The 24,802-nt window shown below is 43.0% G+C and carries 18 protein-coding genes and 3 pseudogenes; 8 read left to right on the top strand and 13 right to left on the bottom strand.

The annotated features are described in order from the left end of the window. Positions 1-328: 328 nt before the first annotated feature. The gene (gene rpoD / locus ACE3JL_RS22540; protein WP_002755984.1) at positions 329-1,579 is read right to left on the bottom strand and encodes an RNA polymerase sigma factor RpoD; all 1,251 of its coding nucleotides are present in this window, start codon (positions 1,577-1,579) and stop codon (positions 329-331) included. Between the two features lie 576 nt (positions 1,580-2,155). On the opposite strand from rpoD, the gene ACE3JL_RS22535 reads away from it, so the two are divergent. Then, positions 2,156-2,287: a hypothetical protein gene (locus tag ACE3JL_RS22535; protein ID WP_375328441.1), complete on the top strand. Its 132-nt coding sequence runs from the start codon at positions 2,156-2,158 to the stop codon at positions 2,285-2,287. 24 nt (positions 2,288-2,311) lie between these two features. Here the strand turns inward: ACE3JL_RS22535 and ACE3JL_RS22530 are convergent, their stop codons facing one another. Continuing rightward, positions 2,312-3,913: a 2-isopropylmalate synthase gene (locus tag ACE3JL_RS22530; protein ID WP_375328440.1), complete on the bottom strand. Its 1,602-nt coding sequence runs from the start codon at positions 3,911-3,913 to the stop codon at positions 2,312-2,314. Between the two features lie 176 nt (positions 3,914-4,089). On the opposite strand from ACE3JL_RS22530, the gene ACE3JL_RS22525 reads away from it, so the two are divergent. Both ACE3JL_RS22525 and ACE3JL_RS22520 read left to right on the top strand, forming a co-directional pair. Further along, a complete protein-coding gene (locus tag ACE3JL_RS22525; RefSeq protein WP_036402045.1) occupies positions 4,090-4,425 on the top strand; it encodes a hypothetical protein in 336 nt (111 codons plus the stop codon). Positions 4,426-4,491: 66 nt separating this feature from the next. Beyond that, on the top strand, positions 4,492-6,051 hold the full coding sequence (locus ACE3JL_RS22520) for an FAD-dependent oxidoreductase (RefSeq protein ID WP_375328439.1): 1,560 nt from the start codon (positions 4,492-4,494) through the stop codon (positions 6,049-6,051). Positions 6,052-6,066: 15 nt separating this feature from the next. Here the strand turns inward: ACE3JL_RS22520 and ACE3JL_RS22515 are convergent, their stop codons facing one another. Next, entirely contained in the window at positions 6,067-7,575 is a 1,509-nt protein-coding gene (locus ACE3JL_RS22515; RefSeq protein WP_375328438.1) for a helicase C-terminal domain-containing protein, read from the bottom strand. Between the two features lie 228 nt (positions 7,576-7,803). Next, the gene (locus tag ACE3JL_RS22510; protein ID WP_375328437.1) at positions 7,804-8,874 is read right to left on the bottom strand and encodes a PEP-CTERM sorting domain-containing protein; all 1,071 of its coding nucleotides are present in this window, start codon (positions 8,872-8,874) and stop codon (positions 7,804-7,806) included. Between the two features lie 844 nt (positions 8,875-9,718). Between ACE3JL_RS22510 and psb28 the strand changes: the two genes are divergently transcribed. After that, entirely contained in the window at positions 9,719-10,057 is a 339-nt protein-coding gene (psb28, locus tag ACE3JL_RS22505; protein ID WP_150975318.1) for a photosystem II reaction center protein Psb28, read from the top strand. 87 nt (positions 10,058-10,144) lie between these two features. Here the strand turns inward: psb28 and ACE3JL_RS22500 are convergent, their stop codons facing one another. The 6 genes and pseudogenes from ACE3JL_RS22500 to ACE3JL_RS22475 form a co-directional block, all read right to left on the bottom strand. Continuing rightward, positions 10,145-10,663 carry an FKBP-type peptidyl-prolyl cis-trans isomerase gene (locus ACE3JL_RS22500; RefSeq protein WP_375328436.1) on the bottom strand — a complete coding sequence of 173 codons (519 nt, stop codon included), beginning with the start codon at positions 10,661-10,663 and terminating at the stop codon, positions 10,145-10,147. A 6-nt stretch (positions 10,664-10,669) separates the two neighbouring features. Then, positions 10,670-10,993 (bottom strand): phasin family protein, encoded by a 324-nt coding sequence (locus tag ACE3JL_RS22495; RefSeq protein WP_002746237.1) that lies wholly within the window; start codon positions 10,991-10,993, stop codon positions 10,670-10,672. A gap of 14 nt (positions 10,994-11,007) precedes the next feature. After that, positions 11,008-12,831, bottom strand: coding sequence for a phosphodiester glycosidase family protein (locus ACE3JL_RS22490; protein ID WP_375328435.1), 1,824 nt, complete (start codon positions 12,829-12,831; stop codon positions 11,008-11,010). Between the two features lie 10 nt (positions 12,832-12,841). Next, positions 12,842-13,342: a PIN domain-containing protein gene (locus tag ACE3JL_RS22485; RefSeq protein ID WP_271989991.1), complete on the bottom strand. Its 501-nt coding sequence runs from the start codon at positions 13,340-13,342 to the stop codon at positions 12,842-12,844. Next, on the bottom strand, positions 13,327-14,874 hold the full coding sequence (locus ACE3JL_RS22480; RefSeq protein WP_271989989.1) for a bifunctional pantoate--beta-alanine ligase/(d)CMP kinase: 1,548 nt from the start codon (positions 14,872-14,874) through the stop codon (positions 13,327-13,329). The genes ACE3JL_RS22485 and ACE3JL_RS22480 overlap by 16 nt, the downstream gene beginning before the upstream one ends. A gap of 21 nt (positions 14,875-14,895) precedes the next feature. Next, positions 14,896-15,209: pseudogene (locus ACE3JL_RS22475) on the bottom strand (hypothetical protein). Positions 15,210-15,527: 318 nt separating this feature from the next. Between ACE3JL_RS22475 and ACE3JL_RS22470 the strand changes: the two are divergent. Both ACE3JL_RS22470 and ACE3JL_RS22465 read left to right on the top strand, forming a co-directional pair. Next, a pseudogene (locus ACE3JL_RS22470) lies at positions 15,528-16,130 on the top strand (IS4 family transposase); the annotation flags it as partial. Between the two features lie 114 nt (positions 16,131-16,244). Further along, positions 16,245-16,568, top strand: a pseudogene (locus ACE3JL_RS22465) (IS4 family transposase); the annotation flags it as partial. A gap of 109 nt (positions 16,569-16,677) precedes the next feature. Here the strand turns inward: ACE3JL_RS22465 and ACE3JL_RS22460 are convergent. Continuing rightward, entirely contained in the window at positions 16,678-19,914 is a 3,237-nt protein-coding gene (locus ACE3JL_RS22460) for a tubulin-like doman-containing protein (RefSeq protein ID WP_271988598.1), read from the bottom strand. Between the two features lie 2 nt (positions 19,915-19,916). Continuing rightward, positions 19,917-20,873 carry a ribonuclease Z gene (locus ACE3JL_RS22455; protein WP_271988600.1) on the bottom strand — a complete coding sequence of 319 codons (957 nt, stop codon included), beginning with the start codon at positions 20,871-20,873 and terminating at the stop codon, positions 19,917-19,919. A 695-nt stretch (positions 20,874-21,568) separates the two neighbouring features. Here ACE3JL_RS22455 and ACE3JL_RS22450 point away from each other — a divergent pair. Further along, positions 21,569-21,970, top strand: a complete 402-nt coding sequence (locus ACE3JL_RS22450) for a fasciclin domain-containing protein (RefSeq protein WP_002762406.1) — start codon at positions 21,569-21,571, stop codon at positions 21,968-21,970. Positions 21,971-22,911: 941 nt separating this feature from the next. Next, complete coding sequence (gene psbB, locus ACE3JL_RS22445) at positions 22,912-24,438, top strand: photosystem II chlorophyll-binding protein CP47 (protein WP_002749271.1); 1,527 nt, start codon at positions 22,912-22,914, stop codon at positions 24,436-24,438. A 240-nt stretch (positions 24,439-24,678) separates the two neighbouring features. On the opposite strand, the gene ACE3JL_RS22440 is transcribed toward psbB, so the two are convergent. Next, positions 24,679-24,798: a photosystem II reaction center protein J gene (locus ACE3JL_RS22440; RefSeq protein ID WP_002736108.1), complete on the bottom strand. Its 120-nt coding sequence runs from the start codon at positions 24,796-24,798 to the stop codon at positions 24,679-24,681. Positions 24,799-24,802 lie beyond the last annotated feature (4 nt).

The following is a 24,802-nucleotide window of genomic DNA, read 5'->3' as shown; positions in this document are numbered from 1 at the left end:
AACTTTCAGTTTCTTTACACTTATTTACTTTATCTTAAGGGAATTCTCAACTTTAGTCACTCAGTTATCAGTCATCGTCCTCAGTCGTCAGACTTTTTCTCCCCATTTGCCACCTCCCCCCGCTGTCCTTCTCTGAGAATCTTGATGATTAATAGTAAATTCGGTTATTAAAAACTGATTATTTATTCCCCCTTTGCCTTTTGCCTCTCCTTATAAGTAGCCTATGCTCAACGGATTTAGTATAATGATCAATTCGATCAAGGTAGTGCAGATTACAACAAAACTGAGCCTCGATGAGACTCAGTTTCGAGTTTTTAAGGGCGGGAAGTTAACGAATGTACTCTTTGAGGATACTATTACGGTTAGGGTGACGCAGTTTCCGCAGGGCCTTGGCTTCTATTTGACGAATGCGCTCGCGAGTGACGTTGAAAATCTGGCCGATTTCTTCGAGTGTTTTCATCCGGCCGTCATCTAAACCGTAGCGCAGCCGCAGCACATCGCGTTCGCGAGGACTAAGGGTATCGAGGACATTTTCTAAATCCTCGCGTAATAAATTTTTAGAAACTTCATCTTCTGGGGTTTCCCCATCCGCTTCGATAAAGTCTCCTAAACGGGAATCTTCTTCTTTACCGATGGGAGTCTCTAGAGAAATCGGTAATTGGGCAGATTTGGCGATAAAACGCAGTTTCTCGATGGTCATCTCCATCTTGGTGGCGATTTCTTCCTCGGTGGGTTTGCGACGCATTTCCTGAGAAAGAATCTTGGTGGTTTTTTTGATCCGGGAGATGGTTTCGTAGAGGTGGACGGGAAGACGAATGGTGCGGGATTGATCGGCGATCGCACGGGTGATGGCTTGACGAATCCACCAAGTGGCATAGGTGGAGAATTTATAACCCTTTTCGTGGTCGAATTTTTCGGCGGCGCGGATCAAACCGAGGGAACCTTCTTGAATTAAATCTTGGAAGGAAAGACCGCGATTCATGTATTTCTTGGCGATCGAAACCACTAAACGCAGGTTCGATTGTACCATTTTTTCCTTAGCGCGACGACCATGGTACAAACGACGCTTAAAGGCCGATAAGTATTCCTTTGATTTCGCCAGCCATTCTTCCAGCAGGGGAGCCGTTAGCTCCGTCTTACCTAAATAAGCCTTAATATCCGATAGTTTCGGTTCTTTTTCCGATTTTTCAACGATAATTTTTTCGATGCGCTCGAACAGGAAAACCTGTTTTCCCCATTCAGCATCGCTATAGAGGCAAAAATCTTCGCGAATGCGTTCTAATTTCAGTAGATCGGCGATTTTTCTCGCTAATTCGATCTCCTCCTCCGCTCTCAATAACCGAATCCTGCCGATTTCTTGCAGATAAATCCGAATCGAATCTTCTGTATAGGGTTTTTTTCTAGCGGCGTCGCGACGACGAGCGCTGGCAAGGCGGCGGGTTTTTTTGCCATCGTTGCTATCGCTGGTTTCTTCTAGCTCTAACTCGATATCCTCATCATCGAAGTCTTCGTCTAGGTCAATCAAATCTAAATCCAATGGCGGCTCGGTAAGGGTTAGTACATCGTGGGCCTGCATCATGCCGTTTTCCTCTTGCTCCTTCTGTGCAAAACTAGAAGATCGAATCTCAATCTAGGTGATACTGAACAAATTTGTGTCTCAAATCCGAGACGGGGAAAGACTTTTCCGATTGTAGCTTTAATTACAACAAATGGGAGAAGATTTTTGCTTAAATTCCCTTGTGTCGATGCGATTTTAGCGACACGGAATGCTGTTTTAGCTCGGTCAACTCATAATCTGGCTCCTGCAAAAATTGGATAAATGGCTGGAGGACTGGAATCCGATCGCCGGTTTGTCTGCGGTGTTGACCAGATAGCTAACGATCAAAGGAATTATCGCACGGGTTAACTGTTGCCACTAAGCAAGGGGAACAGCATCCCTAGATGCCTTTGCTAATTCTTTCTAGTCCTTAGCCATTGTATTGAATTTGATCGGATTCTTGCGGATAAATTTCATCCCTCATTGCTTTTACGCGAATCCAATTTTAATACACTTGTATTAAAATTGTTAGAGCGCAAGCTCATAATATTAACTTAGCAACATTTTAGAAATTTGCGAGACAAATTTAAGATTTTCTCCAACAGCGACGTGGGAATTATGAATTATGAATTATCAATTATGAAGTGGGGAAGTGGGGAAGTGGGGAAGTGGGGAAGTGGGGAAGTGGGGAAGTGGGGAAGTGGGGAAGTGGGGTGTGAGGAAATTTCAACTAAAACCCTAAAACCCTAAAACCCTAACACCCCAACACCCTATCTAGACTTGTAGCATTTCTGGGGTTTTTTCCTTCTGCTGCAGTGCGACGTGGAGACGGTTTAAGGCGCTGACGTAGGCACGAGCGGAGGCGACAATAATATCGGTATCGGCTGCGCGAGCAGAATAGGTGCGTCCTGCGTAACGGAGACGGATGGTCACTTCTCCTAAAGCATCGATTCCCTCGGTTACTTCTCGCACCGAGAAAGAGATTAATTCGTTAGGAATCTGCACCACTCGATTGATCGCTTTGCAGAGAGCATCTACGGGACCTGTACCAATGGCTGCATCGGATAACTCGCTACCGTCGGGAGTGCGAATCGTTACCGTGGCCGTGGGTCTGGCACTATTTCCACAGGACACTTGTACTAACTCAAGGCGGAAGTGATCGGGAACCGTATCGATTTCATCGTTAACAATCGCTTCTAGATCGCGATCGGTGATTTCCTTTTTGCGATCAGCCATTTCCTTAAACTGGATGAAAGCGTTATTAAGTTCCGTTTCCGAAAGCTCAAAACCCAATTCCTGTAACCGAGAGCGAAAAGCGTTGCGGCCGGAGAGTTTACCGAGAACGATCTGATTATTAGTCAAACCGATCGATTCTGCGTCCATAATCTCATAGGTGAGTTTATGTTTTAACACCCCGTCCTGATGGATTCCCGACTCGTGTGCGAAAGCGTTAGCACCGACGATCGCCTTATTCGGTTGCACGATCATGCCGGTAAGATTAGAAACTAGGCGAGAAGTGCGATAGATTTCCTTGGTGTTGATCTTGGTTAAAGGTTCCGTGGACTCTGGGGGACGACCGAGGAAAGGATTAAAATAGGAGCGCCGGACATGAAGGGCCATCACCAATTCTTCTAGGGAAGCATTACCGGCACGCTCACCGATACCGTTAATAGTACATTCCAACTGTCGAGCGCCATTTTTAACTGCTTCGAGGAAATTAGCCACCGCTAACCCTAAATCATCGTGACCATGGACGGAGATAATCGCTTGGTCGATATTGGGTACATTTTCCTTAATACCACGGATTAAAGCCCCAAATTCGCTGGGGGTGGTGTAACCGACGGTATCGGGAATATTAACGGTGGTAGCTCCTGCGGCGATCGCTCTTTCGAGGACTTGATAGAGAAATTCCGGATCGCTGCGGCCGGCATCTTCGGGGGAAAATTCCACATCATTAAGGAAGGATTTGGCATAGGCCACCATTTCTGGCACAATCTCAAGAACTTCCTGACGAGTCTTCTTAAGTTTGTATTGGAGGTGGATATCAGATGTGGCTAGGAATGTGTGAATTCTGGGCTTGGCGGCGGATCTGAGCGCATCGGCGGCTGATTTGATATCTTTTTGGGTAGTGCGGGCTAATCCGCAAATAATCGGGCTATCAGCTTCGCTGCCGACGCTGGCGGCAATTTTCTGTACAGCTTCAAAGTCCCCCGGACTAGCGTGGGGAAAACCTGCTTCAATGACATCAACTCCCAGTCGTGCCAGTGCGCGGGCTATGGTTAGCTTCTCATCCACATTTAAAGCGGCACCCGGGGACTGTTCCCCATCTCGAAGGGTGGTATCGAAGATAATCACACGGTCTGGACTGGTATTCATAGTTTTTTTGTACCGTTAACGAACTTGGGAGTTGTTCCTCTGATTATAGCAGCCGAGGCCGAGGGGGTTGTTAAGGAAAATTGCCCTGAGAATTTCTCGACTTGCTCGCGCTTTTCCGGCTTGCCCTTTTTTTGGCTACCATAGAGGGTATAGATAAACTGGCGAGGGATTTAACAATGTTTGGCAAACCAGCGAAGGAACCGAACCCACCGGAGGTAAAAGACCTACAGGAGGTGATGTTTTCGATTAAGCAAAATCTCGAACCGGATCAGGATAAAGCTGATATTAATCTTGTTGAGACTCCTACTCCAGAGGTGGTTACTGTAGTTGAAAATATTAGTAAAATTCTCTCTCCCTATTTTATCGTTTTGGTGGGTTTGTTTCTCTATGATCGGAATAGTTTTATCGGTTTTTTATTAGTCTTTACGGGAGTTTTAGCGATTTTTGGAGTTTCTCTCAAGGATATTAATAAACTCATTGAAGAAGGGAAAAAGTTTTTCCAATCTAAGTAGTTTTCTCCTCTGGATATGGTGATAACTGACAACTGACAACTGATAACTGATAACTGATATAAGATTATGTCTTTAGTTGCATCTTTACTCGATCGAGTATCTTCTCAGAGTTTACAACAATTGCGAGCCAGCGATCGAACTTGGCAAGCTTTGCGTCTAGAAAATCCGCTTATTACTACGGTAATTAATCAAAGTCAAGAATCTTTAGGAGAGACGGATTTTGATCTAGTTATTGCGGGGGGAACTTTGGGAATTTTTATCGGGGCTGCTTTGCAAACTAGGGGCTGGCGTGTGGCATTATTAGAAAGAGGCATTCTGCGCGGTCGTGAACAGGAGTGGAATATTTCCCGTTTAGAACTAAGCAGTTTTTTAGAGTTAGATTTATTGACCGAAGCAGAATTAAATCAAGCAATAGCGACAGAATATAATCCTGGGAGGGTGGGATTTTATCAAGGTTATGAGCTTTGGGTTAGAGATATTTTAAATATTGGTGTTGATCCAATTTATTTGCTAGAGACTTTAAAAACTAAGTTTTTGCAAGCGGGAGGAAAGTTACTAGAAAATTCCGGGTTTAGCGGGGGGATTATTCATCCTGACGGGGTAATGGTTAAAACGGGAGAAGTAACTTTAAAAACCCGTTTATTAATCGATGCCATGGGTCATTTTTCGCCAATTGCAAAACAGGCCAGAAAAGGAGAAAAACCCGATGGAGTTTGTTTAGTGGTGGGTAGTTGCGGTCAGGGTTTTCCCAGTAATGAAACTGGTGATTTGATTTATTCTTTTACCCCAATCTTGCACCAATGTCAATACTTTTGGGAAGCATTTCCCGCTAGAGATGGTCGGACAACTTATTTATTTACCTATCTTGATACCCATCCCGATCGCTTTAGTTTAGAATTTTTGATGGAGGAGTATTTAAGATTACTGCCGGAGTATCAAAAGGTGGATTTAGAAGCAGTAAAGTTTCAGCGTTTTCTAGCGGGTTTTTTCCCAGCCTATCGTCAAAGTCCTTTAAAGATGCCCTGGTCAAGAATTCTGGCAGTGGGAGATAGTAGCGGTAGTCAATCTCCGGTCAGTTTTGGTGGTTTTGGGGCAATGGTTAGGCATTTAAAAAGGCTAACTTTCGCCATCGAGGAAGCTTTACAAATTGATGCTTTAAACCGAGAAGATTTAGCACTTTTACAACCCTATCAACCAAATATATCGGTAACGTGGCTATTTCAAAAAACCATGAGTGTCGCCATGTCTGCTAACCCTAATCCCAATCAAATTAATGACTTAATGAGTGGAGTTTTTCGGGTAATGGACAAGTTGGGAGATGAGGTATTAAAACCGTTTTTACAGGATGTGGTGCAGTTTTCTTCTCTCTCGAAAACTTTGCCGTTGGTTAATCCTCAATTGGTTTTACCGATGATTCCACAAGTGGGTATCAGTCCTTTTATCGATTGGACGGGACATTATTTTAATTTAGCTTTGTATAGTGGTTTATATCCCTTGGCAGCCAACTTACAACCTGTTTTAGAAAAGTTACCCGACAAGCAAAAATATCTTTATCATCGTTATCTAGATAGTTGGAAATATGGCTCTGGGGGAGATTTTATCAGTAAACTGATAACTGATAACTGATAACTGATAACTGATTTAATCTTTATCTTGAAAAAATTGTTGATCGAGATAATTGACTTTAGCATAGGGTTCTAAAGCGGAGAGAATTTGTCGGCCATAACTGCGAGCATTGACACGATTATCGAGGACAGCCACACAACCCTGACACTCCCGGAGAGACTGAACAGATTGCTGAATTTCCCTCACTGCTGTGGGTAAAAGATAGGCACGAAACCAGTCGAGATGTTGTCGTTTGTAGTAAGCAATTTTGCCAGCAACGAGAGGATTTTCGGGGGAGGGTAAGGGTAAAGTTGCGATAATTAATAAACTGGGGGTGAGAAATTTTTCTTGATGGGTTTGCCAGAATTGCCAACCAGAAACCAGAATAGTATTATTATTAATCTCGGTTTTTTCCACTTGCACTCGCGAACCGTAATCGGCTGCGATTTGGGTGGCAATTTGTGCCTTGAGGGGAACATCTTCAATCAGAATTACTATCGGTTGTTCACTGGTATGATTAGCACTAACTAATTCGCGCACTTGCTTTAATAACATCGGTTGAAATTCGGGGGTATTGGGGGCGCTGATGCGATCGGGTAGATATAAATGAATATATTCACTTTCGCGATCGGCTGCAAACTTTAAAGTTAAAATATCTCCGATACCCTGATTTTGACGGTATAAATTAGCGGATTTTTCGCTATCTAAAAAACTGCCAATTAAAACAAAGGGTTGCTGCTGCCAAATCAGTTTGAAAAAACTAGCCACCTCCAAAGGACTGATTTTTAGGGTAAATTCTTCTCGCTCTCGATCTACTGATGTCCAGAGGAGATAATTAAGCTCGGGGATTTTTGCCGCTAAAAGTTGCCAAACAGAGTCAGTGGTTAAGTCTTGATCCAAGCGTTGCAGTAGAGCAATTATATATTCTTTTTCCTTGGCATCAATAAGATAGCAATTATAGGGATTAATTGGATGACCAAGAATACTTTGGCTAAGTTGTGCTTTAATTAAGTCTATATACTCTCTATGCCGGGGATATGCTGACCCTAAAACAGACCATTGTTCGGGAGTAATGGTGACGGTGAGATAATCTACTAGACAAGTTTCTAAATCTTCGGCTCGATCGATTATAGTGGCGATATTCTGGGGAAAATGACCGAGATTGCCTAATTTATCCTCTAACCATTGTTGGGGTGTGGTGAGGAGTAAACCGGTAAAATTAGCGGGAAAGCGATCGCTTTTGAGGATATCTCGCTGAGTTTGTAACCATGTTTGCAGACGGGGGATTTCCACTTCTAACAGTAGGTTTAGTTCTGACTCGGGGGCAACAATTAGAACTGGTGTATCACCTAAAAGAGCCGGGGTGAGATAACTGAGACAATAACGGGTGAGAGTAGTTCCAGTTTGTATGAGAGAGGAACGTTTTAGGCGTAAAGCTCTAGCCACCAGTCGCCCCATAGTGAGATGATGAGGCCAGTAAAAGCGCCCTTGTTCCCGTAAAAAAGCGCGTAGAGAAGAATGAACCGTTGCTTCTAATAAAACCATCTCATCTCAGTTATTGGTTATCAGTGATCGATCATGCCTTGATTTTGCCACTGATTGCACTCCGAGAGTCCTGAAGGGGTGATTGAGGTTTGAACCCTAAAATTTATTTGGGAACGATCAAAACCTGTAACTAGGTAAATGTGATTTTGCGGTAAAAAAGACAATAAAAAACTATAATCGAGCATTTTATCGCTTTTTACCGCAATTTACAGCCTTAAATTGCCAGGCTCATTCTCTGTTACGTTTTTTGTCACGACGAGATAGTAAGGCACCGATAGTACCGATACCGAAAATACCCAGTGTTATCGATGGTTCGGGGATGGAGGTAGAAGTGATATTAGCGGAACTGATCTGAAATGCACTGGTGATAAACAGTCCGAAAATATTATCATCATTACTTGGGTTCCTTGTTGTTAAGCGCAGGAAAGTATCTCCAGGCTGGATAAAAGGAGTGGCACTAGCACTATTGCCAAGAGCAAGGTTATAGTATTCGTCGTCTGGATTCCCAACCCCAAAGGGATTAGGCTGAATCGTCGGATTTGGATTGGCCGGATTATCGCCTATCCCCCCAACAGTTATCAAATTTCCATTTGCCGATGTTTGACCAGTAGTACGGTCATCCGCTCCCCCTGCACTTGTAGTCAAACGTCGATTATTGGTTGAGTTAGTAGTTACATCAATTACAGTAACTTGCTGCCCCGACCCCCCTAAGACTGGCTGAAGACTAAAACTAGCGGCAAGGGAAACCAGAAAATCTCCCCCACTGTAAGGACTAGCAAAATCAAATTGAACTGTGTCTCCCGTCGTAGAAAGTTCGCCGTCTAAGATAACTGAGGTAAAACCTTGGGTAGAAGGATTACTGTAGGCAACAACAAGAGCGGCACCATCGTTAGTTGGGACCGGTCCATTCTCAACGATATTAAAGTTTTGGAGTCCTCCCGTAAAAGAAGAAGCGATGATACTGGTGACATCCCAACGGACGGTAGTAGCTGGGTTGCTATTGGGACCAAGAGTAGTTGCTGAACCTAGGGAAAGTGTATTCCCATTAAAAGTTACTCCGTAAACTGGACTTAAATCCCAGACGGAAGTGGCATAGAGATAAGCCCTCTGAATCGTAGAACCTGCTGGTATATTGGCTTGAATAACTCCACTATTAGTGGTACTTCCAAAACCGTCAATAGAAAGGGCAGCGTTGGGAATGAGTTCTTGTACCAGCAAACCAGCGGATGCAGGGGCAATATTTAGGCAAAGTCCAACAGCAATCCCCAGGGGGAGCAATGAATAGGTCAGTTTTTTCATGATAGGCAGCTGGCAATTTTTTTCAAGTTATAGTTTGCATATCTATTCATAATTTGTTCAAGTTACAGCGTTTCTCAGATAGATGAGTTCTGTTCTTGCAGCAAAAATACTTGATTAACCCGCAAGGATTAGAAGGCTGTAAACTGCATTTCCTACGTGACACCATCTTTTAAAAGTAATGGCAGAGATGGTTCACTATACTCACAGCCAAAATTTCTCCTAGAAAGCCGTTTTTGGACGTTTTTGGCCCAGGTTGAGCGTTTCTAGCTTAAGTTCTTGTTTACTTACACTAGACATAGCGTGCTAACAGACTTAAAAACTATTGGCAGTAAAAAAACACTATTGCAATTAGCTTTGACAAATCCCATCACAGGGTGGATGAGAAGCGGTAAGCAATAGCAAAAATGTGATTTACTTTGACTATGATGCTACAGCCTTCATGGAAAGACTGGTGTGATTTCAAGCAGCTAAGGAAGTATTTAAGGACACAAGTAAGCTAAAACACACGCAATAAAAAGTTTTTATTAAAAAGGGACAAAACCCAGAACCCCGACAGGGGATGTACTATAGAGGGCATGGAAATTAACAACCAACGACAACCCCGAAACCATTCCATCAAATTAGTTCCCTCAGAGAACCAACTTGAGCCAGATTACACACTTTTGTCTGTTTGTCAAATTTTATGTTAAGAAAGATGTTACCAATGGATAGGCCGGCTACGAATCAGGAAAAATGGTACTGGTATTGATATTTTGAGTTTATGCTGTCCCATCTGCTTTTTACTTGCGACTTGGTGTGAGATGATCTAGAAATGTCTATTTTATGAGAAGGATAAAGAAAAGTAATGGCAGAAATTCAGTTTTCCAGGGGGTTAAAAGAATCAGTTGTTCCCGATATCCGCTTAAGTCGCACGAAAACGGGAGAGAAGGGATCGGCAAAATTTTATTTTGATCAACCGACTATCCTCGGAGATCAACAAACCGAGGAAATCACCGGGATGTATCTCATCGATGAGGAAGGAGAAATCGTCACCAGGGAAGTAAAAGGCAAATTTATCAACGGTAAACCCATGGCGATCGAAGCTACGGTGGTTTTTAATTCTCCCGCAGAGTGGGATCGTTTTATGCGTTTTATGGAGCGTTACGGCAGCGAAAACGGTCTAGAATTTACTAAATCCTCCTGATTTTGCCCTTAGCTTCCAGCAATCTGTCAAAAAACCCGCATTCAGGAGCGATGCGGGTAGAGGTGAAAAATCAGAGGAAAAACCTATTTATTTGACTCCCAACAATTCCACATCGAAAAGTAAAGTCGCGTTGGGAGGAATCACCCCACCAGCACCCCGTGCACCATAACCTAATTCTGGGGGGATAATTAAGGTACGCTGCCCACCGACTTTCATCGATGCGACTCCCTCATCCCATCCTTTGATCACTTGACCCACTCCAATGGTAAAGGTAAAAGGTTGATTGCGATCCTTGGAACTATCGAATTTTTTGCCGTCTGTCAGGGTTCCCGTGTAGTGAACAGTCACTTTTTGACCTTTTTCGGGACTTTCTCCGGTTCCTTCCACTATATCGATGTATTTTAGTCCCGAATCGGTGATAACTGCTTGATCTAAATCCATAGAGATGATTTCCTTACTGATAGTTTGAGTGATAGGGGGTGGATCGATTTCTGCGGCGATCGCATTGGTTTTTTCCCCCCCACCAAAGAGGGAAGCAACGATTAAAAATAAGCCACAAACCGCAATGATAGCAAAACTGAGCAAGATTTCGCGCATTGATTTCATAGTTCCCTAACGCCAGAGTTTATTCTCTAAGTCTCTCACCTGTCGTTCTAATCTATCAATCCTTCCCCGCAGTTCGTCCATTTCCGATTGTCGGGGAACCCCTAAATCCTGCAAAATCTGGCGAATATAGCGTTCTAAGTTATTCTCGAAGCTCCCCTGTTCAGACTTCATCTGTGTCATCAGATCATCAACAAAGTTTTTAGCCTGATCGGAATTGATTTTACCGTCTTTGACTAATTCGTCGCTCACTTCTTTGATTTTTTCTGCCACCATGGAAGTAGTGCCAATACCCATCAGCAGCAATTGTTTAATCCAGTCGCTATTATCCATTGTTTTCACACCTTTCAAGGAGACGGGGATAAAAATATTCCTATTCCATTATGGACTTTTGCAGCGGTAACGGCAGAGCGATCGAGCAGATAACCCCCTAAGGTTATTCCAGTGGAACTACCCCCATCTAGGTTTAAACCGTCTTTTGCCGCCATTAACAGCAAAATTCGGGCTAATTCGCCTAAAGTTGCCCCCCTTCCCCCGACGCGATTATGGATAGCAACTAGCAAAATTTTTCCTTCTTGGCTAACTGCGATCGCACTGCGGGAAGCTTGTTGATTTTGGAATGCAGGACTAAATTTTTCGGCATTTCCATCTAAAACTAAGCGCCCATTCTGCAATAATAGGGGACCAGCGCCTAAAATCTGGGGATAATTAGCAAAATCTCCCGGTAGGGTGACGCTATCGAGGTTGACTGTCTCACCAATATTTAAATTAATATCTGTCTTTCGGCAGATGACTAAATAGCCATTTTCCGGTATGTCTATACTATCCTGTGGCAAAAGATTATTTAATTTCTCCGTTATGCGATCGCCTTGCACGACTAACCCGGTTTCGCGCTCGGTGAGGGGATGATAATTATTTCCCCAATCACGAGTATAACGACTGCAGCCGGCTGCTACAAAGGCACTATTTAACTGGGTTAGGGGAAAACGTTGTCCGGTAGCAGTAATGAGAGTTTCCTCTAAACTGAGGCGATCAATTCTGATTTTACCACGATTATCCCATGCGATCGCTCCTCGGTTTAAAATAGGTCCGGATAACCATTTGCCATCCACACGAATTGCCCCCAAAGGTAACTGATTATTACGATTAAAAAAGCCACCATTAATCATCGCTACTGCGTTACTTTCGCTATTAATCGTGATCAGGGGATTAGTGCCGCGCATTGAGGTGGAATTAGCGGTGATTGGTTTAATAGTTATCTGAGGATTTCTAGGATCAATTTCTAACCAAGTCACGGGGAACCAATCTTGATCTAACTGGATATATTTTTGATGCCAGATTAACCCGGGTTGCCAAACAATGCGCTTTTCATCCATAGCATCGGGACGAGAATCAATGATAATTCGGGGAGGATTATCCACACTGCTGATCTGTAATCCGTAGGCAGTGGGAAGGTTAACTTTTAAACGACTGATCACCCCATTATTTTCTAAGGAAGTGATCTGAGTGGCTAAGTTATTATTGGAGTTGCCTAGATCATCTTCATCGTTATTTTGGTTACTGTTACTAACAGTTTTGGGTTGAAACCTAGAGATAAGCGATTGCTGGGCATTTCCTTCTAGGGTAATCACTGCTTGATTTTTTGCCTGACTAACTTGCCAAAAGGTCGGGCGATCGAGTTGAATAATAATCCTTTGTACTGCTCCATAATTTTCTAGCTGAATATCTTGAATCTGGGGAGCAGGAAAGTTAATAGTTAAACTATCGCCATTAATACTGGTTGTTGCCCCCATTTTTAGTAAAATATCCGTGACATCTAGCCAGCGATCGGAATTGATCAAATTAGCTGATAAAGTTTGTAAATTAAACCAGTTGATCGGTTGCTTTTTTGGATCATTTGTGCTAAGAAAATCCATGCCGAATAATTGTCTTGCTCCCGTATCACCCATGGCGATTCTGGTACTATTTGCTGTTGTCCACTGTCGCCAAAAAACGGGCAAAGAACGACCATTAAGAATAATTGTTCGTCCCTGTTGCTGGTTTGATAAATACCGAGAAGCTAAAGTTATTGGTGATCTATGATCGGCTAAAGATATAGCTGGACTGCTAAGAATTATCAAGGAAGTTACCGTTAAACAGATAGATGAGAAAGTCAGGTAATTTAACTTCATAATTATCCCCCTAAATTACCTGAGTTAAGGGAAAATTTGACGATTTATATCCTTGGCAAGAGAGGCTGGAAGAGACTATATTTTCTTGATAGATAACCTCTAATAATTCTTCAGTTGTTACTACCATCGGTTTAGAGTTATATAGATAACTAGAGGCTTTTTTAAGTTTTTGATCATAGGTAACTAAATAATCACAATTAGCGGCACTACTTAAAATTAAAACATCATTCGAGTGTACCAAAATATTGCGAATATCTCTAGCATTTTGCCAATATTGATCAAGTTTTACTAAATCAAAATCCAAGATAGTCACCTTTTCTTGAATCCGATCGACTATTTCAGGATGATTACGAACTTCTGCCAAAAATAATAACTCTTGTAAAACGATCGCATTAATAGCAAGACAAACGCGATCGAGTATTTCTCGATCAAATAAATGCACACTGGCAAGATCTCCTCGTAGATAAGAAATCAAAACATCAGTATCTAAAAAAACTAGAGGCTTCTCCATTGATTTTCTTCTCCTTGATGATAAAGAGCAATGATTTTTTCCGTGACTTCTGTAATACTGAGATGATCGCTATTAACTTCGATCGCATCGGCAGCTTTTCGCAGGGGTGCTAGGGAGCGATTACTATCCAAATAATCCCTTTTTTCAATCTCTTGGATTAATTCTGCAAGACTAATAACACCATTTCCCTGCGCTTCTAAGTCTTTTAATCTCCTTCTCGCTCTTTCTTGGGGTGTTGCTGTCAAGAAAATCTTTAATTCCGCTTCTGGGAAAACATTAGTACCAATATCTCGACCTTCCACAACTATTCCCCCCGACATTCCCAGTTGTCTTTGCAGGGTGACTAACTGTTGTCGCACCGCTTTTTGAGCGGCAATCCGGGACACCTGCGCGGTAATTGCGGGAGAGCGAATCTCTAAAGTCACATCCTGCCCATTAATCTTCACTATAGTCACATTTTCGGGACTATCGGCTGGAATTATTTCTATCTTTGCTAAAGATAATAACTCGGCGATGGCCGCTTCTGCGGACAAATCCAGACTGGAATTCACCACTAACCATGTCACCGCACGATACATCGCACCGGTATCGAGATAGGTTAACCCCAATTTTTCCGCTACTAAGCGCGTTACTGTGGATTTTCCCGCTCCAGCAGGCCCATCAATAGCGATAACTGCCCGACGTTGACACAAGATAATATTATCAATTAAACGGGTTTGACCGATCGAGCCAGCGATCGCTAATAAGCCCCTTGTTTCGATCTGCTCGATCGGTTGTAAACTCTGGGGATGAACTAAATCCAGATACTGAGGGCGAAAATCTGGTACTCTGTCGAGATTTTTTTGGACAATAGCTAGTAGTTTTTCCCTTTGTCTTTCCCCTAAACGAAAACTTTCGAGAGCTAATTGCAAACTTTGGGGGATAATTGTCGCTTTTTCCCTTTCTGTGGGCGATAGATACTGATTGCGAGAACTAAATGCTAATCCCGATGTTTCTCTCACTGTCGCACAAGCGCGAATCTCGATCGCTAAATTTAAATCCCTGACTAATTGCCGGATAATCGCTAACTGTTGGGCATCCTTTTCACCAAAATAGGCGGTCGTCGGTGCAATAATATTAAACAACCGCGTGACAATTGTGGCTACTCCCTGAAAATGTCCAGGACGAAAAGCACCACATAAACCGCTAGTCAGAGAAATCGGGGGAAAAACTGCGGTTATGCTGTCAGAATCACCAATTCCTAAAGTTTCCACGCTAGGAGCAAAAATAGCATCAACTCCCAAGGATTCACACAACTGGCGATCGCTGTCAAAGGTGCGGGGATAGCGAGAAAAATCCTCTGTAGGGCCAAATTGTAGAGGATTGACAAAAATACTGACCACAGTTACCTCCGCTTCCGTTACTGCGCGTCGAATTAGACTAGCATGACCTTTATGGAGAGCGCCCATGGTTGGCACGAGAGCAATACTATGATCATGGCGATAATCAGCCAAAAAAGTGCGTAAACCGGGGATTGTTGTGAATATTTGCACAGGGTTCACTCCTTTAATAGCCTATTCCACTACTATTCGCCATTCGTGCAGTTCATACTCCACACAGCCATTTTCAATCAGGGGATGCTGCCCGATGATCGATTCGGCTGCTTCCGGGGAATCGATTTTAAATAATAACATCCCATCGCCTCTTTCTGTTCAATAACTCGTTTTTGTCTCCTGTCGGCTCTCTTGGGTTTGGTGGGTAAAATGTATTTTATAAGATATATTCCCGCCAGCGAGCGACTGGAACGAACCACAAAGACACAAAGAACACAAAGATTGATCGGTTCTATATAAGTTAAACTGGTCGCAACGCGCTCGCTACGCGAGATCACACAAAGAATAAGAGAGGCTCTTGTGCTGTCTCGGTTAACCGCTGCATATATGCTTGTTTGACAAACCGAAGAACCTAATTTTTTTCAGGACGATGACTGGTAAGCAACCCGAAAATTCTATAGATTAATGGCAAAAAAGACTTGACAAAATCCCTCGATTTGACTTATACTTTTTAGTATGATGGGAATCCGTGCCGAAATATATATAAGCCTTTTTATTTCCGCTATAAGTTTGTCCGAGAACCAATCGAGAAAACCATAAACAAACGGGTCATTCGAGGAGCCTTATGCCAGAATCTAGATCTGAGATTATTTCAGTTAGTAACAATCGGAGATTGTGAGGCAGACATATTTGATTTATTTGCCCAATCAAGAAGTCCTAACTCTCATTTACTAATCCGAGGAACTCATAACCGAAAAGTTAACTATCTCGAAGATAAGCAAAGGTCAGGGCATCCAGAGACTAAATATTTACATCAATCCATCAGAGAAATAAAAGCCTGTGGTAGCCTAGATGTGCAAGTAAAACGCAATCCTAATCACGAGGCTAGACTAGCTAAACTAACAGTTAGATTTGCCAGTTTTGAAATACAAGTACCTAAGCATCACTCGAAAGCGACCCCTCGTCAACCGGTAAAATTATAGGTAATTTTAGCTGAAGAAGAAAATCCGCATACCGGAGTTAATCCTATCAGTTGGCTCCTCTTAACTAGCCTAGACATTAGTAGCTTTGAATCAGCGATAACCTGTGTGCGCTGGTATAGTTATCGCTGGTTAATAGAACGCTATCATTTTGTTTTAAAAAGTGGTTGTGGACTAGAAAAACTGCAATTAGAAACGGGTCGGAGAATTGAGATAGCTTTAGCTACCTATTCAATTGTAGCCTGGAGATTACTCTGGTTAACTTATCAAGCACGCTTATATCATTTTTCAAAAGTAATGACAGACTTAGTTGATCATTCCAAAACGCAATTCCTCTCTCAGAGCGGGATTGCCCTTTCAGGTGTGAGTCACAACTATTGAAAATTGGTATTACACGGAGAGGAGAGTTGTGAAAGTTTTTTGGAAGAACATGAATGGCAATCTTTGTGTGCCACTATTCATAAAAAGAGTCCGCCACCTGAAAAGCAGCCCTCCTTTAGGGAAGCGGTCAGAATGATTGCTTCTCTTGGGGGGTTTTTAGGTAGAAAAGGCGACCCTTCGGCTTCTCTCAGGCTTCGGCCGTGAGCTTTTGCCGAACGGGTTAACGGTGAACCTGGTGTTAAAACTATTTGGTTGGGACTGCGAAGGTTACATGATATCAGCCAGACTTGGAAACTATCTCATCAAATTAGTCCCCCCATAGAAACCCCTTGAGCCATCTTGCACACTTTTCTCTTTTTGTCAAATTTTATGTTAAGAAAGATGTGACTAATGGATAGCTTATCAAGGGGGGGCAGGGGGGATCAAACCCAAAATCTAATTTCTACTTAACTAATTTTGCCCCACACTTAGAACAAAAATTAGACGAGGGCGGATTTCTATGTCCACAATTACCACAGATAATTAAAGCTGGGTTAACCACTTCCGTCACCGGAGAAAGAGGAATTTCTCCACCGCTATCCAACTTATAGTTATGGATTAACTGCAAAATAATTGCATCTTCCCGTTTATATTCTGTATTATCTTTTCCTCCTGTTAACTCATCGGAACGTTGTTGTAAATATTCAATGAAAGTCCGATACAAAGCTTGTTTTTTCTCCAGAGTGGCTGCAGCCTGTAACTTAGCTGTCACCTGACTTTGAATTTTTTCCTTATCTTCGCGACAAGCTTTTACTTCTAACACCTGTACCGCATCTTCCCAACTGGTGGCGATATCGACTTTTTTTAATCCCGTTGCGGTTTTAATTTCATAGCGAATCGTTTTCTCATTAGTGACTCGATTGACTTCTGGAAAAAGCACTTTCAAAGCTCGGGCTGTCACCACCAATTGATAAATACTCGGATCTTCGGGAAAAACATCCCAGAAAGGCGGTTCCTTTTGGATATGTACGGGGATGGGTAAATCGCGATTTTCCCCCATTTGTTGGGCGCGTTTAGCGAGAATAAATTCTCCTTTCCAGTCCTGATAGGATTGCCGCAAATCTCGCATTCCCTCCAGACAGCGTAGGGAAAAACCGCCAATTTCCTGCACGAAGACAAGACGATATTTTTCCACGTCTCCCAAGGGTTTAATATCGTCTTCGTTGGCAATAAATTCCCGCAGTTTCGGAATAATTTTTTGACCTGCCGGGTTACTGGTGTTTCTTCCCCCAATCAGGGCAACATTTTGATTTAATTGGGGTGTAAAACCCGCATCTTTTCCTCGCAAAACCGCAGGATTGAGCATAATTAGGGGTCGCGATTTTTGGTAGGCAATGCGAAGATTATTGATAATATCAGTATCGTTGTTATAAATTTTTAACAAGCGATCACAAGCGGCTAATTCCTTCTGAATGCGACTACTAGCGGGAGCATTTTGTAGTAGTTGATTAGCTTGGTTTAGGATAACTTTTTGAAAATCTCCTTGACGAATATCGGCAATCTCGGTGATGTCAAATAAACGCATATTTTCGTCGGCACGGCGCGTTTCTTTCCAGAGGGGACTAGATTGCTTTAAAATCTCTTCTGAGAGGGGTAAACAAAGGTTATCCATACCCGTATCGTAGGCATTTTTGTTACCAGCAATCCCCGAAGCAAATTGTTCGATAAAGTCTTGATAAAGACCATTTAATTCTTGTCTGTCAAATAATTTAATCCCATTAATTAACAAAGCATCGGCACTATCAATCTGTTGATTAGACTGGAGATTAAATATATCGCGACTTTGAATTAACTTCTGACGAAAGCGATTAAAACGGCTTTCTAATTGATTAAGATGTTCCAGTAAACGATTAATAACCTCTACTCCTGCACCTCTGGTTTTTCGTTGAATATTGGCCATTAAATAGCCTTCCAATCCCGTTAAAGCTTGTTCACAATATTCTTCCATCTTATCTTTTTTTGAGATATGAAGTTTATCTTTCAGATCATTAATTTCTGCTAAGGCTGTGTCGTATTCCCGTTGACGTTTACTTTCGTTTTGACTCCAAACCTGTTCTTGATCGCGACGGAATTTTTCTCCTATGTCGGTAAAGATTTGTCGTACTAAAAGAATAAAACTCTCGGCAAATTTTACCCCACGGTTTCGATCTTCAAGGATATGATAAAACTCCATTTCTAGGGATTTTTTACCCCGTTGAATAATTTCATCCCGGTTACTATAAATCTTTTTCAGGTAATCGCCGTGCAGCCGTTCATCGGGACTCAATTCTAGTAAATGATTGCGTTTAAATTCCTCGACTCTTGGTGTCAAATAATCATTAATAAATTGCAGAATTTTACCCTGTTCATTGCCTAAAATATTAACACCCTGTTTGGTACAAGATAGCCAATTATCTTGATTGATTTCCTGACGAGTTTCGTTAGTCCATTGGGAGATTATGGCAATTAAAGAGCGATCCTTGTCAGCACATAAATCCATAATTAATTCCCCTTCGCTCAAGCGCATTTTTTTGAGGATATCACCTCTGACTAAATCCAACATTTGAGCGGGTAAAATCACGGAATCATTCAGCCACCAATTAATTAAATCTTTGGCTAAACGTTCCGATAAGGAAGCACGAATTTGGGCAATAGGAATTTCAATAGTTGATAGTCCAAAACTCATAAATTGCTTAGGATAACCGCGACCACCTGGGTCAGCCTGCGCCCAAGAACCCTTAATATTATCTCTAATGGAACGCTTATGGGGTGCAAAATCAGAGGTCATATCTAGGAAAATATTTTGGGCGATCATTTCCCGAATTTGACCGAGTTTAAAATCACCTTCGCCATTTTTTGTCCCCACTAAATAGGTAAAATCAAAGGGGGGTAACTTACTAACCACTTCATCGACTAAACCGCTGCTAAACTGTTGATGATATTCGGTTCTGTAGTCAGAAAAATAATTTAATTCCATCAAGGCAGCGTAACCATTAGCCAAAACTCGATCGCCGACACTAATCCCCGCAAATGCTTCAGGAGTGGGAACAATTGCCGTACTCAAAGGACTACTTTCTCCTCGTAACCAATTACGAATACAGTAACCTAGATCGATTAACATTCCGCTACCCGTACCACCGTTTAAAGACCCCGTGGTAAAGACATTAATAGCACTATTACTTACTTTAATTCCATAGCGATCAAGCATAAAGTTTTCTTGTCCCTTTACCCGTCTCACCGCATCTAGAAATTTTCTTTGGATATCATGATAATTACAAAATAAAGCAAAACGACCGCAGGCGCGAATTTGTCCCGCTCCCGCTTCCAGGGAAGTAATATTTCTCTCTAATTCCGGGGGAAACCAACTATTAATCCAGGGATATCTATCCATGTCAGATACCATCTCCTGTACCTGTTTTCCACTCACCCGAGCCCAGTGTTTTTCGTTATCTTTAAAAGCACTGCCGGCAGCTTCAGGATTACTGATTTTATAATCCTTATCCGTGTCAACCACCAAAAAACTGACAATCGGAAAATTACTCAAACTGCCATAACTTTCCTCGATTAAACGACGCAATCGCGATAAAATTTCGTTACCTGTACCACCAATACCCACTAAAACCGTGGGAACCATGCTTTTTTCTTCCACTGCTGCTGGCATAATTACTTAACTCCTAAGACCATTTCTTGACGGTTGCGGGGGACTTCGTAGGTGAGGAAATCGTAGGCTAATTTAGTGTTAGGAAAAATTGCCCGCGCTTCCTCTAACAGATTGGAAATATCCAGAGAATTCCCCGGTAGATAACGGGGACTAAAATGGGTCATTAATAACAATTTTACCTGGGCTGCCAAGGCCACCTGGGCTGCCATCGTCGAAGTGGAGTGAACACTTTCAAAGGCTAATCCGGCATCTTGGTGTGCAAAAGTCGCCTCATGAATTAATACATCTGCATCCTGTGCCAATTCGATCGATCCTTCACAGAAAATAGTATCAGTACAATAGGCTATTTTACGGCCGATTTCCGTTTCTCCGCAGAGGGACTGACCGCGAATTTTGCTGCCATCGGGGAGGGTGACAGTTTCCCCCTTCTTCAGCTTGCCGTAAATTGGTCCGGGGGGAATACCTAAAGCGTTGGCTTTTTCCACATCAAAACGTCCAGGGCGGTCTTTTTCGGCGATACGATAACCGTGGGCGGGAATACGATGTTTCAATAGCTGACAGGAGACGGTAAATTCTTCATCTTCGTAGATTATGCCGGGGGCAATGGCATGGACACGCACCCGATTGGCTAAATTAGTATAGGAATACTTAGCACAAGCACGCAGATAGTCCCCTAGTCCGGGGGGGCCGTAGATATCAATATCCTGAGCAGAACCGGCTAATCCAATACTGGCTAACAGTCCCATTAAACCAAAGATATGATCCCCGTGCATATGGGTGATAAAAATGCGTCGGATTTGGGAACTTTTCAGGTCGCTACGCAGTAACTGGTGTTGAGTTCCTTCTCCACAGTCAAACAGCCATACTTCCGCCCTTTGCGGTAAACGAAGGGCGATACTAGAGACATTACGAGACCGAGTGGGAACCCCAGAACTGGTTCCTAAAAAAGTAATCTCCACAGGATAGCTGTCAGGATAGATGATTCTTTTTCTAGTCTAGGCTGTTTTTATCGATTTCTCGATCGAATTGCTGCTTTTCTGTATTTCATCACTTGAAAACAGAAAATCTTCTGATTTTGACCTAACTCTGCAATAACTACTGGCAGCCAGAAATACAACAGCGTCCACATCATACTTTGTGCTTTTTGTCAAAAAAACTTTTTTTTTGCAATAAAACTACACAAAAAAAAGATCATCGTTATGGGTGAAATTGACTAATTTACCCGTCTTAATTAGGATTACCTTCTAGATGTAGCAAGGGTTTTAACCATTGCTGCTCAAAAAAGCACAAAATAACCCACTATGAAATTTTATCAAATCGCTGTAACCTTCATAACATCGTTGTTAAATAAAAATTTTTCTTAATTAATTCTTAAGAATTTGTAAATATTGCAAAATGTTAATTTAAATATTCTCAAGTTTGTGGAGTCAATAAATAACTTTTGCTTATCTTTGTCCAAAATTGGGTTAGAAGTCAGGAGTCGGGTGATAGGGTGATAGGGTTTTGGGGTGTTGGGGTGTTAGGGTTTTAGTTGAAATTTCCCCACTTCCCCACTTCCCACTTCCCCACTTCCCACTTCCCTAGAGTGATCTTTGGGACAAGATTAAGTTTAAAATCTGAAATAGATGATTTTTTTCAGGATCGAGTCAAGTTTATGGCAGATATTGTCGATATTGCGGTCAGTGCCGATAATTTTAAAACTCTAGTGACGGCGGTACAAGCGGCTAATCTTGTGGATGCCCTAAAAAGTCCTGGCCCCTTCACGGTTTTTGCCCCCACCGATGAAGCTTTTGCCAAATTGCCCCCTGGGACGATTACAACCCTAGTGCAGAATATCCCCCAATTAACCCGAATTCTCACCTATCACGTCGTTGCGGGCAAATATATGCAGGAAGATTTGGCAAAATTGGCTGTGGTGACTTCTCTAGAGGGTTCACCGATTCCCGTCGATTGTAGCGAAGGTTTTGAGGTGAAAAATGCCACGGTGGTTGCGGGTAATATCGAGGCGGATAATGGTGTGATCCACGTCATCGATACGGTGATCCTGATGGGTTAGTTTTTGACTGGCTTTTCCTCGGGCTGCATCTAGGGCAAACCTGTCCTAATTTAGCAACCAAATATACAGACACTTTTGCTTATTTGTGTGTTTGATGATCGACGGAGGAAAAGGCCCACTGTTTGCGGTTATTGAAAATTTGGCTTTAAAACTCTGCCATTGAGCGGAGTGGAGGGTAGGGTTGATTACTTTAACTTTTTTATCCAATCTCTAACAAATTCTGCCGCAGAGATTTGTTTTTGTTGAGCATACCATTTTAGTTTTTCTAGTTGCTCTTCGGAAAGTCGCAGTTGTAAGATAGCCTTGCTATGGCATTGTAAATAGACTAGAACGTTAGCATACCAAAGGTAACCTCCTTGAAGTTAAAACTCCCGTGAGCGGTATAAAAAAGACACGGACGCTCATGTTAGTGGTTGAGCTTCCTTGTACAGAGGAGCGAATAACCTCCTAAAAAACATATATGACGCGATGTGCAAGTAAAAACGACGGAATCAGGGTTCTGTCTGGGGGTTAGTAGCTTGTCTGAGACTAAGTCCGGTTATTAAAAACTGATTATTTATTCCCCTTTGCCGTTCGGTGGTTCGGCGGTTCAGCTGAGCTCAGTCGAACGGCGTGAGCTTTTGTCAAACGCTCGATCGAACGCTGAGTTCACGGCCGAAGCCCACACCCCAATTTATAATTGATAATTTATAATTCATAATTTCCGCTTCCCACTCTGGTGCTTCCTTAATTTGGACTATTCTGGCCGAAGACCGATCGCAAAGACTTGAAATCTGTTCTAACAATAGTTACACTTCTTTAGAATAGATACACTTTTCAAGGGATAATGTAGGTTAGCTAACTCTTGCACTTAACCGTCGAGATTGTTGGGCTTATATTTGACCCTGAATATAAAAAGCGTCTAAGTGGACACTAAATTGTCAATAGGAGGAGCGTAGTCAATGGGACTACCTTGGTATCGAGTACACACAGTCGTTCTCAACGACCCGGGCCGTTTAATTTCCGTTCACCTGATGCACACCGCACTGGTAGCGGGTTGGGCTGGCTCCATGGCCCTCTATGAGCTGGCTATTTTCGACCCCAGTGACCCCGTATTAAACCCGATGTGGCGGCAAGGAATGTTCGTGCTGCCCTTCATGGCCCGTTTAGGTGTCACTGGTTCATGGGGTGGCTGGAGCGTCACCGGCGAAACCGGTGTTGACCCCGGTTTCTGGTCTTTTGAAGGCGTTGCCGCTGCTCATATCGTCTTATCCGGTCTGCTATTCCTAGCGGCGGTTTGGCATTGGGTTTTCTGGGATTTAGAATTATTCGTCGATCCCCGCACGGGCGAATCTGCCCTCGATTTGCCAAAAATGTTCGGTATTCACCTGTTCTTATCCGGTTTACTTTGCTTTGGTTTCGGTGCTTTCCATCAAACAGGCCTTTGGGGTCCCGGTATGTGGGTTTCCGATGCCTACGGTTTAACCGGTCATGTGCAACCCGTAGCTCCCGAATGGGGACCTGCTGGTTTTAACCCCTTTAACCCCGGGGGTGTGGTAGCTCACCACATTGCCGCGGGTATCGTCGGGATTATCGCCGGTTTATTCCATTTAACCGTTCGTCCCCCCGAAAGACTCTATAAAGCCCTGAGAATGGGTAATATCGAAACGGTGCTTTCTAGCAGTATCGCCGCCGTTTTCTTTGCCGCTTTCGTCGTGGCTGGAACCATGTGGTACGGTAATGCTACCACGCCGATCGAACTCTTTGGCCCGACCCGTTACCAATGGGATAAGGGTTATTTCCAAGAAGAAATTGAGCGTCGCGTCGAGGCCAGCATTGCCAATGGGGCTACCATCGCTGAAGCTTACCAAGCAATTCCCGAAAAACTGGCTTTCTATGATTATGTCGGTAATAGCCCCGCTAAAGGTGGTTTATTCCGTACTGGTGCCATGGATAGCGGTGACGGTATCGCTAAATCTTGGTTAGGACACCCTGTGTTCAAAGATGGCGAAGGTCGCGTCCTGAGCGTGCGTCGGATGCCTAACTTCTTTGAAACCTTCCCCGTTGTCCTGACTGACTCGGAAGGTATCGTTCGCGCTGATATTCCTTTCCGTCGTGCGGAATCGAAACTGAGTATTGAACAAAGTGGTGTTACCGTTTCTTTCTACGGTGGCGCTCTCGATGGTCAGGTGTTCAGCGATCCTGCTGATGTGAAGAAATTTGCCCGTAGAGCGCAACTCGGTGAAGCTTTCGAGTTTGACACCGAAACCCTGAAGTCTGACGGGGTATTCCGTACTTCTCCGAGAGGTTGGTTTACTTTCGGTCATGCTGTCTTTGCTTTACTATTCTTCTTCGGTCACATCTGGCACGGTTCTCGTACCATCTACCGCGACGTATTCGCCGGGGTCGATCCAGATCTGGAAGAACAAGTGGAATTCGGTTTATTCCAAAAATTGGGTGATCTTAGCACTCGTAAACAAGAAGTTTAGTTTTAGCTAAATCATCTATATAACTAAAGGAGTCAAGTCTTTGACTCCTTTTTTTTGTTGATTATTAGTTCTCCTGCAAACGTGAGACTAAATCCTGTTTAAAAGGTATAGGAAAGTGGGGTGTAGGGTGTGGGTTTTTAAAGTTCGATCGAGCTTTACTTTAAACCGAATAGTGAAAAAACCGCTAGTTATTTCTATAACTAACGGTTTTTTGCCCGGGGAAATTACCCGTATATGGAATTACATAGAGGAACCTAAACCGGCGTAAGCTCCGTAGAAGAAAAGACCAAGCACGGCGATAACGCCCAGACCGGCGATGGTGGCGACTAACCACAAAGGAATACGACCTTCTGCGAACATGAAT

Source organism: Microcystis sp. BLCC-F210, assembly GCF_042134685.1.
GTDB classification, from domain to species: Bacteria; Cyanobacteriota; Cyanobacteriia; order Cyanobacteriales; family Microcystaceae; genus Microcystis; species Microcystis aeruginosa_D.
The sequence above is the reverse complement of the archived record's forward strand: the minus strand, read 5'-3'. Positions and strand labels throughout refer to the sequence as shown.